This window comes from Halomonas meridiana, from assembly GCF_009846525.1.
Lineage (GTDB): Bacteria > Pseudomonadota > Gammaproteobacteria > Pseudomonadales > Halomonadaceae > Vreelandella.
This window is the reverse complement of sequence record NZ_CP024621.1, coordinates 2,382,833-2,399,495: the sequence shown is the minus strand read 5'-3', so window position 1 is coordinate 2,399,495 and position 16,663 is coordinate 2,382,833. Positions and strand designations below refer to the sequence as shown.

The following is a 16,663-nucleotide window of genomic DNA, read 5'->3' as shown; positions in this document are numbered from 1 at the left end:
GCCGTGTCATTTAGAGCAGCGCATCCAATTTCTCTTTCAGCAAGCCGTTGACCTGCTGGGGGTTGGCGGTGCCGCGTGAGGCTTTCATCACTTGGCCCACGAAGTAGCCAATCATCTTGCCGCGTTTCTCCGGCTCGGAGTCACGGTACTGCGCGACCTGTGCCGGGCTTTCGGCAATGACCTGATCGATCATCGCTTCAATCGCGCCGGTGTCGGTCACCTGTTTTAGGCCTTTGGCCTCGATGACGGCATCTGCGCTCTCGCCCTGGCCGTTCCACAGCGCTTGGAAGACCTGCTTGGCGGCTTTGCCGTTGATGGTGTCGTCCAGCACACGGCCAATCAGCTCACCCAGCTGCTGGGCGGATACCGGACTGTTTTGAATGCTCAGATTTTCCCGGTTCAGCGCGCCGGAAAGTTCGCCCTGAACCCAGTTGGCCGCCTGCTTGGCATCGCCGCAGACGCGATGTACTTCTTCGAAAAATTCCGCCATTTCGCGGCTGGCCGAGAGTACGTTGGCGTCGTACGCCGATAGGCCCAGTTCGTTCTGGAAGCGGGCGCGTTTATCGGCGGGCAGTTCCGGCAGTTGGCTACGCAGGTGATCCAGGTAGGCTTGATCCAACACCACCGGCAGCAGGTCGGGGCAGGGGAAGTAGCGGTAGTCGTTGGCTTCTTCCTTGGTGCGCATGCTGCGGGTTTCGTCGCGCTCGGGGTCGAACAGACGAGTCTCTTGCACTACGTGGCCGCCATCTTCGATCAGCTCGATCTGACGTTCGACTTCGAACGCAATGGCGCGCTCCACAAAACGGAACGAGTTAACGTTTTTAATTTCTGCACGAGTCCCGAACGCCTCTTGCCCTTTGGGGCGCACCGACACGTTGACGTCACAGCGCATCGAGCCTTCGGCCATGTTCCCGTCGGAAATGCCCAGGTAGGTCACGATGGAGTGGATCGCTTTGAGGTAGGCAGCGGCTTCTTTGGCGCTGCGCATGTCCGGCTCGGAGACGATCTCCAGCAGCGGCGTGCCGGCCCGGTTCAGGTCGATGCCCGTCATGCCGTGGAAGTCTTCGTGCAGCGACTTGCCGGCGTCCTCTTCCAGGTGGGCGTGGTGGATGCGAATCCGCTTGGTGGTGTCGTCATCCAGAGTGATCTCTACTTCACCCGCGCCGACGATGGGGTGGTACATCTGGCTAGTTTGATAGCCCTTGGGTAAATCCGGGTAGAAGTAGTTTTTGCGATCGAATACCGAGACCTCGGGGATCTCGGCGTGCACGGCGAGACCAAACTGTACGGCCATGGCCACGGCCTGCTCATTGAGCACCGGCAAAACCCCCGGCAGGCCCAAGTCGACGGCGCAGGCCTGGGTGTTCGGCTCGGCGCCAAATGCGGTGGAGGCGCCGGAAAAAATCTTAGAGCGCGTTGCGAGCTGAACGTGGACTTCCAGCCCGATCACGGTTTCCCATTGCATTAGGCGTTCTCCTCGGCAAAGGCGGGCAGTTGAAGGTGCCAGTCGGTCGCTTGTTGGAACTGGTGGGCCACGTTGAGCAGCTGCGCTTCGGCAAAGTGGGTGCCCAGAATCTGCAGGCCTACCGGGCGGCCACCGGCAAAGCCAGCGGGAACGCTGATGCCAGGGATGCCTGCCAGGTTGACGGCGATGGTGTAGATGTCTTGCAAATACATGGAGACCGGGTCTTTCTTGGCACCCAGGTCGAAGGCAGGCGTCGGGGAAGCCGGGCCCATCAGCACATCGACATCCTCGAAAGCATCGAGAAAATCTTGACGAATCAAGCGGCGAACCTTCTGCGCTTTGGTGTAGTAGGCGTCGAAGAAGCCTTCCGATAGCGTGTGGGTGCCGATCAGAATGCGGCGTTTCACCTCTTCACCAAACCCTTCTGCCCGCGAACGGGTGTAGAGATCGACCAGGTCCGCAGGCGCATCGCAACGATGACCAAAACGTACGCCGTCGAAGCGCGACAGGTTCGAGGACGCTTCGGCAGGGGCGATGACGTAGTAAGCCGGAATCGCGTAGTGCGTATGCGGCAGGCTGACTTCGCGCACCGTGGCACCCAGCGACTCATACACTTTCACCGCGTCACGAACGGCTTTCTCGACCTCGGGGTCCAAACCGTCGCCAAAGTACTCTGTCGGCAGGCCGATTTTAAGGCCAGACAGCGGCGCGTTCAGAGACTCGGTGTAGTCCGGCACGCCACGGGCGACGCTGGTGGAGTCACGGACATCGTGACCGGCAATCACGTTCATCAGGTGCGCGCAGTCTTCAGCGGTGCGCGCCATGGGGCCTGCTTGGTCGAGACTGGAGGCATAGGCGATCATGCCGTAACGGGACACGCGCCCGTAGGTGGGCTTCAGGCCGGTAATGCCGCAGAACGCCGCCGGTTGGCGGATGGAGCCACCGGTGTCGGTGCCCATGGCTGCCGGTGCAAGGCCCGCGGCCACGGCTGCTGCGCTGCCGCCGGAGCTGCCGCCAGGCACTGCAGACAGGTCCCAGGGGTTTTTGACCGCACCGTAGTGGCTGTTTTCATTGGAAGAGCCCATGGCGAACTCATCCATATTGGTTTTGCCCAGGCTGATGATGCCCGCAGCGCTCAGTTTCTCTACCACGGTGGCATCGTAAGGCGCGATGAAATTATCGAGCATCTTGGAGCCACAGCTGGTTTTCACGCCTTGGGTGCAGAAAATGTCCTTGAGTGCCAGTGGGATGCCGGTCAGTTTGCCCGCTGTGCCACTAGCGCGCGCTTTGTCGGCGGCGTCGGCGTGGCGGAGTGCCTGCTCGGCAGTGACGGTGATGAAGCTATTGAGCTGGCCGTCGGCTCGCTCAATACGCTGTAAAAAGTGCGAAGTCAGCTCGCGGCTGGAGAGTTCGCCGCTGGCGAGGGCGGCGGCAAGCTGCGTTACGGTTTTGTCATGCATGACCCGGAAGCTCCGTTCAGGGGCGAATAGAATAAGCGGAAACGAGCGACGTGGGTGGGTTACTCGACCACACGCGGGACCAAATAGAGGCCGTTTTCCACTGCCGGGGCGCAGCGCTGGAACGTGTCGCGCTGGTTGGTTTCCGTGACTTCGTCGGCGCGCAGGCGCTGCGTCGCATCCAAGGGGTGAGACAGCGGCGCGACGCCCTCGGTGTCCAGGCTCTGGAGCTGGTCGACCATGTCCAGAATGCGGCTGAGATCGTCGACAAAGCCACTGGCTTGGTCATCGCTAACGGCGAGTCGGGCCAAGTGTGCGGCCCGGCGCACATGAGATTCTTCAAGCGCCATGATCGAGGTTTCCTCGCAATCGTGATGGAACATATTTCGCTTTAAGCGGTATACATACGGTCATCTTAAATTCGTCTGACGGAGCAGACGTGGAAAATAGCCGCAAAAGGTACCACATAATGGCCCTGACGGGCAGTGTTCGGCACGACTCGTGCTTGCTGCCAAGGGGTTGCGGTGATACCGTTTGCATCCGCACAGGGTTCCCGGTCTGCACTAGGTAACAACATCCATGTTCAAACGTTTGAGGGGGCTGTTTTCCAGCGATCTATCGATCGACTTGGGTACGGCCAACACACTGATTTATGTACGCGGTCGTGGCATCGTGCTTGATGAACCGTCCGTAGTCGCCATCCGCCAGTCTGGCAACATGCGTAGCGTCGCGTCGGTCGGTGCCGATGCGAAACGTATGCTTGGCCGCACGCCTGGCAACATTACGGCTATTCGCCCGATGAAAGACGGCGTCATTGCCGACTTCACCGTTACCGAGCAGATGCTGCAGCACTTCATCCGTAAGGTGCACCAGAGCACGTTCCTCACGCCCAGCCCTCGCGTTTTGGTGTGTGTGCCGTGCATGTCGACCCAGGTCGAGCGTCGTGCTATCCGTGAATCGGCAGAGGGGGCAGGTGCCCGCGAAGTCTTCCTGATCGAGGAGCCGATGGCGGCCGCGATCGGTGCCGGGCTGCCGGTGGAAGAGGCACAGGGCTCGATGGTCGTAGACATCGGTGGTGGTACCACGGAAATCGCGATCATTTCGCTCAATGGCGTCGTGTACTCAGAATCGATCCGCGTAGGCGGTGACCGTTTTGATGAGGCGATCACCGCGTACGTGCGCCGTCACTACGGCAGCCTGATTGGTGAAGCCACCGCCGAGCGTATCAAAGAAGAGATTGGCTGCGCCTACCCAGGTGGCGAGCTGCGCGAGATTGACGTGCGTGGCCGTAACCTCGCCGAAGGCATTCCGCGCAGCTTCACGCTGAACTCCCATGAAATTCTCGAAGCACTGCAAGAGACGCTTGGCTCCATCGTGGCCGCCGTGAAGAGTGCTCTCGAACAGTCACCGCCTGAATTGGCATCGGATATCGCCGAGCGTGGCTTGGTACTGACCGGCGGCGGCGCGCTGCTGCGTGACCTGGACAAGCTGATCGCTGAAGAGACCGGCCTGCCTGTGATCGTGGCAGAAGATCCGCTGACCTGTGTTGCGCGTGGGGGCGGTAAGGCGCTGGAAATGATCGATCAGCACACCTTTGAGTTGCTGTCGAGCGACTGATCGCAGCGGTTTATCGCGGGGGATTGCCTATTAAACCGCTGTTTTCACACGGGCCGCTACCCGGTTACCGGCTATTCTTCTGTGTGCTGGCGGCAAGCGCGTTGATGTTTGTCGACCACCGCTTTACACGTATGGAAGATGTGCGCGCCCAAATGACCACGATCGTTGCGCCCATTCAGTGGGTGGTTAGCGTGCCCAGCGACCTGCTGAACTGGGGGGCGCTAGCCCTCTCTGATCAGCAGGCGCTGGTGGATGAAAACCGTCGCTTGCGCGAGCAACTATTGACGCTCTCTCATCGTGGTCAGCGCTTGGCGAACTTGACCGCCGAAAATACGGAGCTGCGCCAGTTACTTGGCGCTGCCGAGCGTCGCGACATCCCCTATATCACGGCGGAGCTCTTGTCGCTGGACAATGATCCCTTTAGCCACCAAATGGTGGTCGATCGTGGACACCGCAACGGTGTCTATGTGGGGCAGCCCGTGATCGATGCGTCGGGCCTCGTGGGGCAAGTGACGGCCGTGTCGGCATACTCCAGCCGTATCCTGCTGCTTGCCGATGCCAGCCATGCCTTACCGGTTCAGGTCAATCGCAATGGGCTGCGTTTCATCGTACAAGGGACCGGGCGCTACGGCAGTGTGAACGTCCTTCACGTGCCGGATACGGCCGATATCCGCGTCGGCGACCTGCTGACGACATCTGGCCTGGCGGGGCGTTTTCCGCCGGGCTATCCGGTGGCGCGTGTGACCGAGGTGTACCACGACCCCGGTCAGCCGTTTGCCCGCGTGGTGGCCGAACCTTCGGCCCAGCTCCAGCGGTCACGCCACTTTTTGCTGCTTTTTCCGCCCCCCCGTGAAGAACTGGATGCGTCTATTTGGAATGAGTCCATGGATATTTCAGCCGACGCCCTCCATGCCGCTCAGCGACTTGGCCAGCCAGCGACCCTACTGGTAGAGGAGGAGCGCTGATGGCGCGTGCGCCGATAGTACCGCTGGTGGTGGTATGGATGAGTTTGGTGTTGGCCTTGTGTTTGCAGGTCATGCCGCTAGCCGATGGATGGCAGGTGTTCCGTCCCGAGTGGATTGGGCTGATGCTCATCTACTGGTGCATGCGTGCCCCGGATAGAGTCGGGGTCTTTCATGGCTTCGTGTTGGGGCTGTTGATGGATCTCATCGAAGGCACCGCGCTTGGCCAACACGCGCTCATTTTGTCGTTGCTGGCCTTTTTGGCAGCACTGGTCTATCCCCGATTTCGTGCGTACTCGCTCGTTCAGCAGTCGGTGTTGGTGCTGGTGCTGTTAGGGTTGGTGCAGCTCATCGAGCAGTGGCTGCGTACATTGACCGGCGACTTTTCGATTCATCTCTCGTTCTTGATCCCGTCATTGGTGAGTGCGCTGCTCTGGCCGTGGCTCTCTACGATGTTCAAAGCCATCGAACGGCGAATCGCCAATGCGTGACGTAGCCTCGCCTCCCGTCCTCTGTTTGGCCTCTGCCTCTCCGCGGCGCCAATCGCTGTTGGCATCGATTGGCGTATCTGTCAGCGTCATGCCCAGTAATATCGACGAAACGCCCTGGGAAGGGGAGACGCCGGCAGCTTACGTAGAGCGGTTGGCGGTGGCCAAAGCCCAGTCTGCAATGGGGAAAACCACACTACCCGTGCTAGGGTCGGATACAGCCGTCGTCGTCGACGGGGCAATTTTAGGCAAGCCGGTCGATCAGCAGCACGCAGCCAACATGCTGTCCCAACTGTCAGGTCGCACCCATCACGTGCTGACGGCAGTAGCGGTCAGCGGGCCTCGGGGTATACTCTCCTGCTATGTGACCACCGAGGTCACCATGCGCGCGTTAACGGCAGAGGAGATCGCGTGCTACTGGCAGACCGGGGAGCCGGCCGACAAAGCCGGCGGGTATGCCATTCAGGGGCTGGCGGCTATCTTTATCGAACGCATACAGGGCAGTCATTCCGCCGTCGTGGGGCTGCCACTCTTTGAAACCACGCGCTTGCTTCGCCAGCAAGGGGTTCCTGTTTGGGCGGGCCGTTATCCCTCGTAACCACCGACTCATCGCCCGCTGCGCTGGCAAGGAATAGGACATCCAATAAGGAATTTTGCATGAGCGGTGAAGTCCTCATCAATTTAACGCCCATGGAGACCCGCGTTGCGCTGGTAGAAAACGGCGTATTGCAAGAGGCGCTGATCGAGCGCTCTCGCAGGCGCGGTATCGTAGGCAATATCTACAAAGGCAAAGTGGTGCGCGTACTGCCTGGCATGCAGGCTGCCTTTGTTGATATTGGCTTGGAGCGCGCAGCCTTTATCCATGCCCACGAGGTCATGCCGCCGGGCACGCCCAACGACGAACAGCAAACCATCGGGCAACTGCTCCATGAAGGCCAGGCGCTGGTCGTACAGGTCACCAAAGACCCCATCGGCACCAAAGGGGCGCGGTTGACCACGCACCTATCGATCCCTTCACGCTACCTCGTCTACATGCCCGACTCGCCTCATCACGGGGTGTCGCAGCGCATCGAGGATGAACGCGAGCGCGAGCGTTTAAAGACGCTGTTGGATAAGAGCATCGACGAACAAACCCTCGAGGTGACGGGCGGTTTCATCGTGCGCACGGCCGCAGAGGGCGTGGGCGATGAAGAGTTGGCCAGCGACATGTACTTCTTGCTGCGCATCTGGCGCAAGGTCAGCGAGCGCAAGATCACCGCCGCGCCGCCCAGTGTCATCTACGATGACTTGCCGCTGTTCATGCGCACCCTGCGAGACGTGATGCGCGATGACATTGAGAAAGTCCGCATCGACTCCCGGGAAAACTTCGTCAAGCTGGTCGAGTTTGCCGAAGAGTTCATGCCCGATGCGGTGGATCGTATCGAGTATTACCCGGGCGAGCGGCCGATTTTCGATCTGTATAGTGTCGAAGACGAGATCCAGAAAGCGCTAGGTCGCAAGGTGCAGCTGAAATCGGGAGGGTACTTGGTCATCGACCCCACCGAGGCCATGACCACCATCGATGTGAACACCGGTGGCTATGTGGGGCATCGCAACCTCGAAGAGACCATCTTCAAGACGAATTTGGAAGCGGCCACTGCCATTGCGCGCCAGCTTCGGCTGCGTAATTTGGGCGGTATCATCATTATCGACTTCATCGATATGGTGGACGTAGAGCACCAGCGCCAGGTGCTGCGGGTATTGGAAAAGGCGCTGGAGCGTGATCATGCGAAGACCAAATGTACCGGCGTCACCGAGCTTGGCTTGGTGCAGTTGACGCGCAAGCGTACCCGGGAAAGTCTAGAGCAGACGCTCTGCGAAGCGTGTCCTACCTGTAGCGGTCGCGGTACGCTCAAAACCCCAGAAACCATCTGTTATGAAATCTTTCGGGAGATTCTTCGCGAGGAGCGAGCTTACAGCGCAGAGACCTATATGGTGCTGGCGTCTCAGCCGGTGGTGGATCGTCTGCTGGATGAAGAGTCTGCGGCCGTTGCGGACCTGGAGACCTTCATCAATAAAACGATTCGCTTCCAGGTAGAGCAGCACTACTCTCAAGAGCAGTACGACATCGTACTGATGTAATGATGTCATCTCGCTCGCTCGTTCGCGTCGGTCTGGTCAGCGTTGCGGCTGTATTGGCGACGCTGGCCGTACTGCTGCTGGCGCTGCGTATTTTGGCTAGCCAGGCGGATGCCTTGACCCCACGCCTCGAAGCCCTGCTCGAAGCGCGTATTGGGGTGCCGGTGCATATCGATCGGCTTGCGCTCTCGTTAGAGCGCAACGACCTGCATGTAGAACTCGAGGGGCTTCGGTCGCAAACGCCCGCAGACGAAGCCTTGGTGGAAGTTGACCGCCTCTCGCTGCGCCTTGATGTGTGGGAAAGTCTGCGTCGGTTCGCGCCCATTTTCAGCGATGCGCGTATGTTTGGGCTTGGCTTTCATCTTTACCAGCAGCCGGATCGTGAGTGGAGCTGGCCCTCCCCAGCCAAGTTGCCTCTCGGCGTTACCCCCGAGCCCGACGTCGATCTTGCCTCCTTGGATGCCTGGGCGGAGCTTCTTTTACGGCAACGCGTTTGGGTCGACAATAGTCGCGTCACTCTGCACGGTCAGGAGCAGACCGTGATGCTTCACGCCCCTTCGCTTTTGCTCAACGGCGACCGACACCGCACTCGGCTAGAAGGGGCGCTGACGATCGTCGATGCCCCCGATGCCAGGGACGCCGAACTTCCGGCCATGACCATGCGCGCAGAGATGCAGCCGGGGCAGCGGGGGTTGCGTGATTTTTCGGCGACGCTGCAGCTCGATATGCAGCTCGACCATCTGGTGGTGCTAGCGGCGCTGTTCCGACCAGATCGCATGCCTTTTCTCGAACAGGTAGGCGGCCAAGTGCAGCTGTGGGGGCACTGGCAAGAAGGCTCGCTGGCGGATGCGCGGCTGGCGCTGGATATTCCCGAGCTGACGTTGCGCAAAGACGTCGAATACGCCGTGCTGCGTAACATCCAGGCGACGGGGCAGTGGCTGCGGGATGGTGACGGTGGCGAGGCATGGCTTAGCGGCAATGCCGAGACCGTCGAGTGGGCACAACCCGAGGGCATCAGCGATGGCCCAGCGCTGCCGCGCCACTGGTATGTATCCCACCAGCCAGGGCAGTGGGAGTTGCGAACCAGTGCGTTCGAACTCTCCTCTCTGGCGGCGTGGCGTGAGTATGCACTGCTGCCAGAATCCCTGACGCGGGTGCTGCAAACGCTCTCACCCCGGGGGCAGGTGCAGGGGTTGCGTCTGGGACAGCGAGACGGGCGCTGGGGCGTCGATGCGGCGCTCACCAACGTTGCCGTGCTGCCCTGGCAACAGGCGCCGGGCGGAGGGCCGTTGGATGCCTGGGTGCAAGCCCGCGACCTTCGTGGTCGCGTGACATTCAACAGCGCAGGCGACAGTACGCTCTACTTCCCCAAACTGTTTGACGTGCCGATGCAGCTTCGCCATGCGGAGGGCATCGTCGAGTGGGTGTACGACGGTCCTAATACCATGATCAGCGGCCGTGACCTGAACGTTGACTGGGATGGTGCCAAGGTCAGCGGTGGATTTGGCCTGATTACCGGGCAGCAGAACGGTCAGTTTGGCCTCGATATCGCCTTTGCCGACGTGGATGCGCGCACTCGTCCGCTCTCGCAATGGCTGCCGATGAAAGCGTTCGACCCTGCCCTGCGTGATTGGTTAGCAAACGATATCGGTGGTCGCGTGCCGCAAGGCTCGCTGAAGCTGAGCCAGCCTCTGGGGCCCAATGCGTCATCCGAGCAGCTTTCGGCGACGCTGGCGCTAGCGGTCGAACAGGGGCGTTTGCCAATGGCCCCCGGTTGGCCCGCGCTAGAAGAGATCGAAGGGCGCCTGCTCTGGCAAGGCGGGGTGCTACAAGCTGACGTGGCGCGTGCCCAGAGTCAGGGAGTCGACGTCACGAACGGCTTGGTACGTATGGAAGAGAAGCAGCCGCTTGCGCTGTCGGCAGATCTGAACAGTGACGGCGATGCCTTGTTGAGATTCCTCCAAGCCATGCCCGATACGGGCCCGCTACCGCTGGGCGATTTGGTGGCAGAGGGGCAGCTCGATGGCGACATCGCGCTGGTACTTCCACTAGAAGCTCCTGAGACACTTCAGTTAGAGCTCAATGTGCGGCCGGCACTCGCGGTGATAGATGTCGTCTCCCTACCCATCACACTGCGGGATATCGATGGTGAGCTTCACTGGCAGCAAGTGGGGCCCGAGCACGCGTTGACCGGCGCGCTGAGCAGTCGGTGGCAGGGGGGGGATCTGCAAGCGACGTTCACGGCCGATGAGCGTGTAACGCTAGACGGGCGCGTGGCTTCCTCGGCGCTGTGGGCGCTGGCCGGGGTGCCCGCCGAACAGGCTCGTCAAGTCGTCGATGGTAGCGCCCAGTGGCAAGCAGAGATTGCGCTGTCGCCCAGCCCCGTAGTGACGTTGCAGAGCCGTTTGATCGGTATGACCAGCGCGCTGCCGGCGCCTTTTGCCAAACGCAGTGAGGAGCCTTGGCCGCTGCGACTGCGCGCGGAGCTGGCGTCTGGGCAAGTCGCCATGCAGCTAGCTGATAAGGCCGCGGTCAGGGCGCAAACACTGGCAAGTGGAGAGCTGGCGGCTGATGTGACCCTGGGTAGCGCGGTTCAGCGCCCCGGCTGGCCCCAAGACCCCGGCTGGCGTTTTGATGCGGGTTTTGACGTGCTGGATCCCATGGCATGGCAGGCGGCACTTGCACCGCTGATGTCGGCCGACAGCGCATCCGCCCAGGGCGATCACTTACCGTTCGACGTGCGGTTGCACACCGACTGTCTGATGTTTCGAGACACCTGCCTGGGTACGATCGATGCCTCCGGCACGCTCAGTGCAGAGCGAACGGCGCTGACGATCAGCGGTGATATGTTGACAGGCCGAATTGATTATCAGCCAGCCAGTGCGCGCCCGCTGGATATCGCCATTTCCTCCCTAGTGCTGGATCCGCTTTTCGAGTTACCCTCCAAGCCGCACGATGCCAGTGCAGCCGCGCCTGACTCTTGGGTCGAGGCGGTCGACACCCAGCACGTCGATCCGGTGGCCATTCCCGACGGGCTGGCGGACCTACCCAACGGCAGGTTGCGGCTAGCGGAGCTCAGCGTGGGCAATCGTCGCTTTGGGCCGCTCACGGCCTTCTGGCAAACCGATGATCGCCGTTTTTCGCTATCGCCGGTGGGGGTGACCCTTGGGCAGCTCTCTGCCCGGGGGGAGTTGGTATGGGAAGGCAATGCGGTGAATAGCCGAACACGCGCCGATATCTCTATTCAAGGCGGGGACGTGGGCACGGCGCTGGAGCGCCTGGAACAGCCGGTGGCTATGCGCAGCCGAACGACGGATTTGTCTGCCAACCTCACTTGGCCCGGTGCACCCTGGCAAGTAGATTTGAGCCGCGCTGGTGGCGAGATGAGCGCAGATATTCGCGACGGCCGCTTCGTGACGCTCGAATCGACGCCAGCGCGCTTAGTGGGCCTGCTCAATTTTGATAATATTTTGCGCCGCCTGCGGTTCGACTTCTCTGATTTGACCGGCCAAGGCACGGCCTTTGATCGTGTTCACGGCACCGCCGACGTTGCCCAAGGGCAGTTACTGTTGCGTGGCCCCCTACAAATTGATGCACCCGCCACCACGCTGTCACTGACGGGAAGTGTTAACCTCTTACAGCGTGAACTTGACCAGCGTCTCGGCGTCACACTGCCCGTCAGCCAAAGTTTACCCATTGCCGCCATTGCGGTCGGTGCGCCCATCGTCGGCGGCGCGCTCTTTATTGCCGATCAGCTGTTCGGTGATGCGCTGGATCAAGCAACCACTATCTATTACCGCGTGCAAGGTCCCTGGACCTCGCCGCAAGTGACTTTAGAAGGCCCCCAATGACCGCACACAAAAGCGATATAGAGTCTGCTGTTTCCATTTTGCTTACCCCAGGTGGCCTCGATCTGAACGCTCTGGATACGGGCCTGGGCTATGCCATGGGAGCAGGTATCGATTATGCCGATCTCTATTTTCAGCGAACCTGGCAAGAGGGTTGGGTTCTGGAAGATGGTGAAGTCAAAGAGGCCAGCTATAACATCGACGGCGGTGTGGGCGTACGTTCACTGGCGGGCGAAAAAACGGGGTTTGCCTACTCCAACCAAATCACTGCCGATGCATTGATGGATACCGGACGCACGGCGGCGGGCATCGTTCGCAGTGGTAAGCAGTTGCCCGGCCAGAAAGTAACGCCGGTCAGTGCCGCCGCGCGCTATGCGGGCATCGACCCACTTGCCGGGCTGTCGGCCGAAGAGAAGGTCGCGATGTTGAAAGAGGCCGACCGAGTAGCCCGAGCCGCCGACCCGAGTATCAGTCAGGTGAGCGCATCCCTGTCGGGGACTTACGAAGTCGTGCTGGTGCGTGCCAGCGACGGCACTCTCGCCGCGGACATTCGTCCCCTGGTGCGCTTTAACGTCAGTGTGATCGCGGCCAAGAACGGCCGCCGCGAGCGCGGTGGCGCGGGGGGCGGTGGTCGCTACTCCATGGCGCGCCTGCGCGACGAAGGCGTGGCCGAGCGCTACGCCAAAGAGGCCGTGCGTCAAGCGCTGGTCAACCTCGAAGCCATCGATGCACCGGCCGGGCAGATGCCGGTCGTATTAGGCGCAGGCTGGCCGGGCATTCTGCTACACGAAGCCGTTGGCCATGGCTTGGAAGGCGATTTCAACCGCAAAGGCAGCTCGGCCTTTGCTGGCCGGATGGGGCAACAGGTCGCCGCCAAGGGCGTCACGGTGGTCGACGATGCGACGGTACCGGATAGCCGAGGTGCGCTCAGTGTGGACGACGAGGGCACGCCCGGTCAGTACACGCCGTTGATCGAAGACGGTATTTTGACGGGTTACATGCAGGATAAGCTGAACGCACGCCTGATGAAGATGGCGCCGACCGGCAACGCTCGTCGCGAGTCGTTTGCACACCTGCCGATGCCGCGTATGACCAACACGGTGATGCTGGCCGGACAGGATGACCCCGCCGATATCATCAAAAGCGTCAAGCGGGGCATCTACGCGGTGAGCTTCGGTGGCGGCCAGGTGGATATCACGTCGGGCAAGTTCGTCTTTTCGGCCAGCGAAGCTTACATGATCGAAGATGGCAAGATCACCGCACCGGTGAAGGGCGCGACGCTGATCGGCAACGGGCCTGAGGCCATGGGGCGGGTGTCGATGATCGGCCATGACATGGCGATGGACACCGGGATTGGCGTGTGCGGTAAAGAGGGGCAGGGCGTGCCGGTCGGTGTGGGTCAGCCCACCCTGAAACTGGATGAACTGACTGTCGGCGGCACGCAGTCTTCTTGAGCGGCCTGTTAAAGCGCTAGTGTCTCGCGCAGGTGCTTGAACAGCTTGCGCGAGCTGGTGGGTGGCTTGCCCTGCTCGCGCTCTTTGCGGGCGTTGCGCACGAGTTGGCGCAGCGCTTGTCGGTCCGCATTGGGGTAATCGGCCATGAACAGATCGACGGCGTCATCGCCCTCGTCGACCATTCGATCCCGCCACTTCTCGAGGCGATGAAACGCATGGTCGCGCTGCTCTTTTTCCTGCTCGATGGCATCGAACACGCCCTGGATGGCCGTTAGATCCTCTTTGCGGATGAGCTTGCCAACGTACTGCATATGACGGCGGCGGCCCTCATGCGAGCGGATGCGGGCGGTTTCATCGATGGCACGCAGCATGTCGTCCGACAGGGGGAAGCGGGCGCGTTCGGCAGGGTTCATGGCAATCAGCGTTTCGCCTAGCGCCTGCAAAGCATGCATCTCACGCTTTAGCTGCGATTTACTGGGACGCTCTTCCTGTTCGTCGATGTCGATTGGCTCGGGGCGTTGCTTGGGCATATAAGAACTCACTGATTAGATTCGTTTGCAGCATTATATCAGGCTGCGACCACAACATTGATTCGCCAACGCGATTCAGGCGAAAAGGAGGCCAAATGGCACAGGCATTTGATGCATCGGCGCAGCAGGCACTGCTGACACAGCGCGCTGAGGAAGCGCTTGCCCTCGCAAAGCAGCTAGGAGCAGATGCCGCTGAAGTGGGCGCCAGCGTTGACCAGGGCATGGGTGTCAGCGTTCGTTTGGGCGAGGTGGAAACCGTTGAACTATCTCGGGATCAAGGCATTGCGGTGACGCTTTACGTGGGCAAACGGAAGGGAAGTGCGTCTTCTACCGATGCCAGCAGCGCCTCGATTCGTGCCACGGTAGAAAAGGCGCTGGCGATTGCCCGCTATACGGGCGAAGACCCCGCCGCCGGTCTGGCAGAGGCAGCGTTAATGGCCACCGATCTCCCCGATCTAAAAGTGCATCACCCTTGGGCGCTCTCGACGGAGGAGGCCATCGATTTGGCGCTGCGCTGTGAGCAGGCAGGTCGCCGCGTCGAGGGGATCCATCAGTCGGAAGGGGCATCGCTTTCAAGTGGCGAGGGCGTGCGCGTTTATGCCAATAGCCACGGCTTTCTGGGGACTCAGAAAGGCAGCAATCACTCGCTCTCCTGCATGCTGATCGCTCAGGATGACCAAGGCATGCAGCGTGATTATGACTATACGGCGGCACGGAATCCGCTCCATTTACGCCAGCCCGAAGACGTGGGGCAAGAGGCCGCAGCGCGTACGCTACGGCGACTGGGCGCGCGTCGACCGCCGACCGGTACCTTTCCGGTGCTGTTCGACCCGACGCTGGCCAGCGGCCTGATCGGTCATCTTATGGGTGCTTTGGCAGGCGGAGCGCTTTACCGCGAAGCCTCCTTTCTATGCGACCGCCTGGGGACACCGCTTTTTCCCGAGTGGTTTGGATTGGAAGAGCGACCCATGGAAGTGGGGGCGACGGCGAGTTCGCCATTCGATGCCGAGGGGGTGCAAACCCGCAATAATCGTTTCATCGATCAGGGGCAGGTCGCCAGCTACATGCTCTCTGCCTACAGCGCACGGCGTTTAGGCATGCACTCGACAGGCAATGCAGGCGGCGCACGTAACCTACGCTTGCTGGCTCCTTTGACACCGCGTGCCGAGCTCTTGAAACAGATGGGGCGCGGTATCTGGGTCACCGAACTCATGGGCCAGGGGGTGAATGGGGTGACCGGTGATTACTCGCGAGGCGCGGCGGGTTTTTGGATCGAAAACGGTGAGGTTCAGTACCCAATCGAGGAGTTCACGATCGCCGGTAACCTGAACAAGATGTTTGCAGGACTAAGCGCTGTGGGCGATGACACGGATACCCGTGGCAGCATTCACACGGGCAGTTGGCTTGTGGATGCGATGACCGTCGCTGGCAGCTAATCGTTGACGCGGAGTCGGTTACTGGTCTTCGTCAAACCGCGCGTCGAACAGCGCTTCGATGGCATCGAGCGCTTGTTCGGCGTCTTCCCCTTCCGCAGCTACAGTGAGCTCGGTGCCGCAGGGCGCCGCGAGCATCAGCAGCGACATGATATTAGCGGCATCGGCTTTTTGCTGCTGCTTGTATACGTGGATGCTGGCAGAAAACTGCTGGCCACACTGAACCAATTTGGTGGCCGCGCGGGCATGGAGGCCGCGCTGGTTGGTAAGGGTTAACGTTCTTTCGGGCACTCTGGTTCCTTTTTGCCGAGTGGGTCTTTGAATAAAAAGGCTTAGGGCGTACGGGTGGTCGCGGTGGTGGGGCTTGGCGCCACGGGCTCTTCGCTCAGCGTGTACTGCAGCCCCAGTTCGCGATGTCTCAACTGCACTTCTCCGGTCTGCTTAACGAGCCGCTGGGCGAGCTGCTCCACCATGTAGACGGAGCGGTGCTGGCCGCCCGTGCAGCCGATAGCTACGGTCATGTAGCTACGTTGGCTGTTTTGGTAGGCCGGTAACCACTTCTCCAGCCAAGCCTGAATATCGCTGGCCATGGCTTCCACTACCGGGTAACCGCTCAAGAAAGCGACGATATTGGCATCGCGGCCAGTATATTGCCGAAGGGTAGGGTCCCAGTATGGGTTGGGCAGACAGCGTACGTCGAAGACCAAATCCGCATCCAGCGGAACGCCGCGTTTATAGCCGAAGGACTCAAAGGTGAGCGTGAGCTGATGCTGGCGCTGGTGGGCCACTTGATCGGTAATGCGGCGGCGCAAATCGTGGACGGAGAGCCGAGACGTATCGATCAATAAATCGGCGAGATCGCGTATTTCATGTAGCGTCTCCTCCTCTTTGTTGATCGCCTCTTCCAGCGTCATTTCGCTGTCGCGAGTGAGGGGGTGGCGACGACGAGTGGCGGAGTAGCGCTCCAGCAGAATGCGTGCGTCCGTGGTTAGATAGATCACCTGAAAACGAATGTCTCGCTGGCGTAGCTCTTCCAACAGCGCTGGCAGACGCTCCAGCGCGATGGGGAGGTTGCGCGCATCGATGCTAACGGCAATACGGGTGCGTTCGCCTTGAGCGCGTAGCTCATCGATCAGCGAGCCCAGCAGCATGGCAGGTAAGTTATCGATCGCATAATAGCCAAGATCCTCCAGCGCTTGTAAGGCGATAGATTTACCGGACCCCGAACGGCCGCTAATGATCACCAGTTGCATAGCGTCTCTCTTGGCGTATGAGCGTAGGAAATAAACAG

The 16,663-nt window shown here is 60.6% G+C and carries 14 protein-coding genes; 8 read left to right on the top strand and 6 right to left on the bottom strand.

Annotated features, from left to right (window positions below; all coding sequences use genetic code 11):
- Positions 1–10: 10 nt before the first annotated feature.
- Genes gatB through gatC form a run of 3 tightly spaced genes read right to left on the bottom strand, consistent with a single transcriptional unit; the run spans position 11 to position 3,272 of the window.
- Positions 11–1,465, bottom strand: a complete 1,455-nt coding sequence (gene gatB, locus CTT34_RS11655; protein WP_159342585.1) for an Asp-tRNA(Asn)/Glu-tRNA(Gln) amidotransferase subunit GatB — start codon at positions 1,463–1,465, stop codon at positions 11–13.
- Entirely contained in the window at positions 1,465–2,925 is a 1,461-nt protein-coding gene (gatA, locus tag CTT34_RS11650; protein WP_159342584.1) for an Asp-tRNA(Asn)/Glu-tRNA(Gln) amidotransferase subunit GatA, read from the bottom strand. Before gatA ends, gatB begins: the two co-directional genes overlap by 1 nt.
- 59 nt (positions 2,926–2,984) lie before the next feature.
- On the bottom strand, positions 2,985–3,272 hold the full coding sequence (gatC, locus tag CTT34_RS11645; protein WP_054641298.1) for an Asp-tRNA(Asn)/Glu-tRNA(Gln) amidotransferase subunit GatC: 288 nt from the start codon (positions 3,270–3,272) through the stop codon (positions 2,985–2,987).
- A gap of 229 nt (positions 3,273–3,501) precedes the next feature.
- On the opposite strand from gatC, the gene CTT34_RS11640 reads away from it, so the two are divergent.
- Genes CTT34_RS11640 through tldD form a run of 7 tightly spaced genes read left to right on the top strand, consistent with a single transcriptional unit; the run spans position 3,502 to position 13,409 of the window.
- Positions 3,502–4,539 (top strand): rod shape-determining protein, encoded by a 1,038-nt coding sequence (locus tag CTT34_RS11640; protein ID WP_018915723.1) that lies wholly within the window; start codon positions 3,502–3,504, stop codon positions 4,537–4,539.
- A 23-nt stretch (positions 4,540–4,562) separates the two neighbouring features.
- On the top strand, positions 4,563–5,504 hold the full coding sequence (gene mreC / locus CTT34_RS11635) for a rod shape-determining protein MreC (protein WP_159342583.1): 942 nt from the start codon (positions 4,563–4,565) through the stop codon (positions 5,502–5,504).
- Positions 5,504–5,992 (top strand): rod shape-determining protein MreD, encoded by a 489-nt coding sequence (mreD, locus tag CTT34_RS11630; RefSeq protein ID WP_159342582.1) that lies wholly within the window; start codon positions 5,504–5,506, stop codon positions 5,990–5,992. Before mreC ends, mreD begins: the two co-directional genes overlap by 1 nt.
- Positions 5,985–6,587, top strand: coding sequence for a Maf family protein (locus CTT34_RS11625; RefSeq protein WP_159342581.1), 603 nt, complete (start codon positions 5,985–5,987; stop codon positions 6,585–6,587). Before mreD ends, CTT34_RS11625 begins: the two co-directional genes overlap by 8 nt.
- A 59-nt stretch (positions 6,588–6,646) precedes the next feature.
- Positions 6,647–8,110: a ribonuclease G gene (gene rng, locus CTT34_RS11620; protein WP_159342580.1), complete on the top strand. Its 1,464-nt coding sequence runs from the start codon at positions 6,647–6,649 to the stop codon at positions 8,108–8,110.
- Positions 8,110–11,958 carry a YhdP family phospholipid transporter gene (locus CTT34_RS11615; RefSeq protein WP_368026775.1) on the top strand — a complete coding sequence of 1,283 codons (3,849 nt, stop codon included), beginning with the start codon at positions 8,110–8,112 and terminating at the stop codon, positions 11,956–11,958. The genes rng and CTT34_RS11615 overlap by 1 nt, the downstream gene beginning before the upstream one ends.
- Positions 11,955–13,409 carry a metalloprotease TldD gene (gene tldD, locus CTT34_RS11610; RefSeq protein ID WP_159342579.1) on the top strand — a complete coding sequence of 485 codons (1,455 nt, stop codon included), beginning with the start codon at positions 11,955–11,957 and terminating at the stop codon, positions 13,407–13,409. The genes CTT34_RS11615 and tldD overlap by 4 nt, the downstream gene beginning before the upstream one ends.
- Before the next feature lie 8 nt (positions 13,410–13,417).
- Here the strand turns inward: tldD and yjgA are convergent, their stop codons facing one another.
- On the bottom strand, positions 13,418–13,939 hold the full coding sequence (gene yjgA, locus CTT34_RS11605; protein WP_159342578.1) for a ribosome biogenesis factor YjgA: 522 nt from the start codon (positions 13,937–13,939) through the stop codon (positions 13,418–13,420).
- Between the two features lie 95 nt (positions 13,940–14,034).
- On the opposite strand from yjgA, the gene pmbA reads away from it, so the two are divergent.
- Positions 14,035–15,375 (top strand): metalloprotease PmbA, encoded by a 1,341-nt coding sequence (gene pmbA, locus CTT34_RS11600; RefSeq protein ID WP_159342577.1) that lies wholly within the window; start codon positions 14,035–14,037, stop codon positions 15,373–15,375.
- 18 nt (positions 15,376–15,393) lie between these two features.
- Here the strand turns inward: pmbA and CTT34_RS11595 are convergent, their stop codons facing one another.
- Both CTT34_RS11595 and rapZ read right to left on the bottom strand, forming a co-directional pair.
- The gene (locus tag CTT34_RS11595) at positions 15,394–15,663 is read right to left on the bottom strand and encodes an HPr family phosphocarrier protein (protein WP_159342576.1); all 270 of its coding nucleotides are present in this window, start codon (positions 15,661–15,663) and stop codon (positions 15,394–15,396) included.
- Between the two features lie 41 nt (positions 15,664–15,704).
- Entirely contained in the window at positions 15,705–16,625 is a 921-nt protein-coding gene (gene rapZ / locus CTT34_RS11590; protein WP_159342575.1) for an RNase adapter RapZ, read from the bottom strand.
- Between the last annotated feature and the right edge of the window lie 38 nt (positions 16,626–16,663).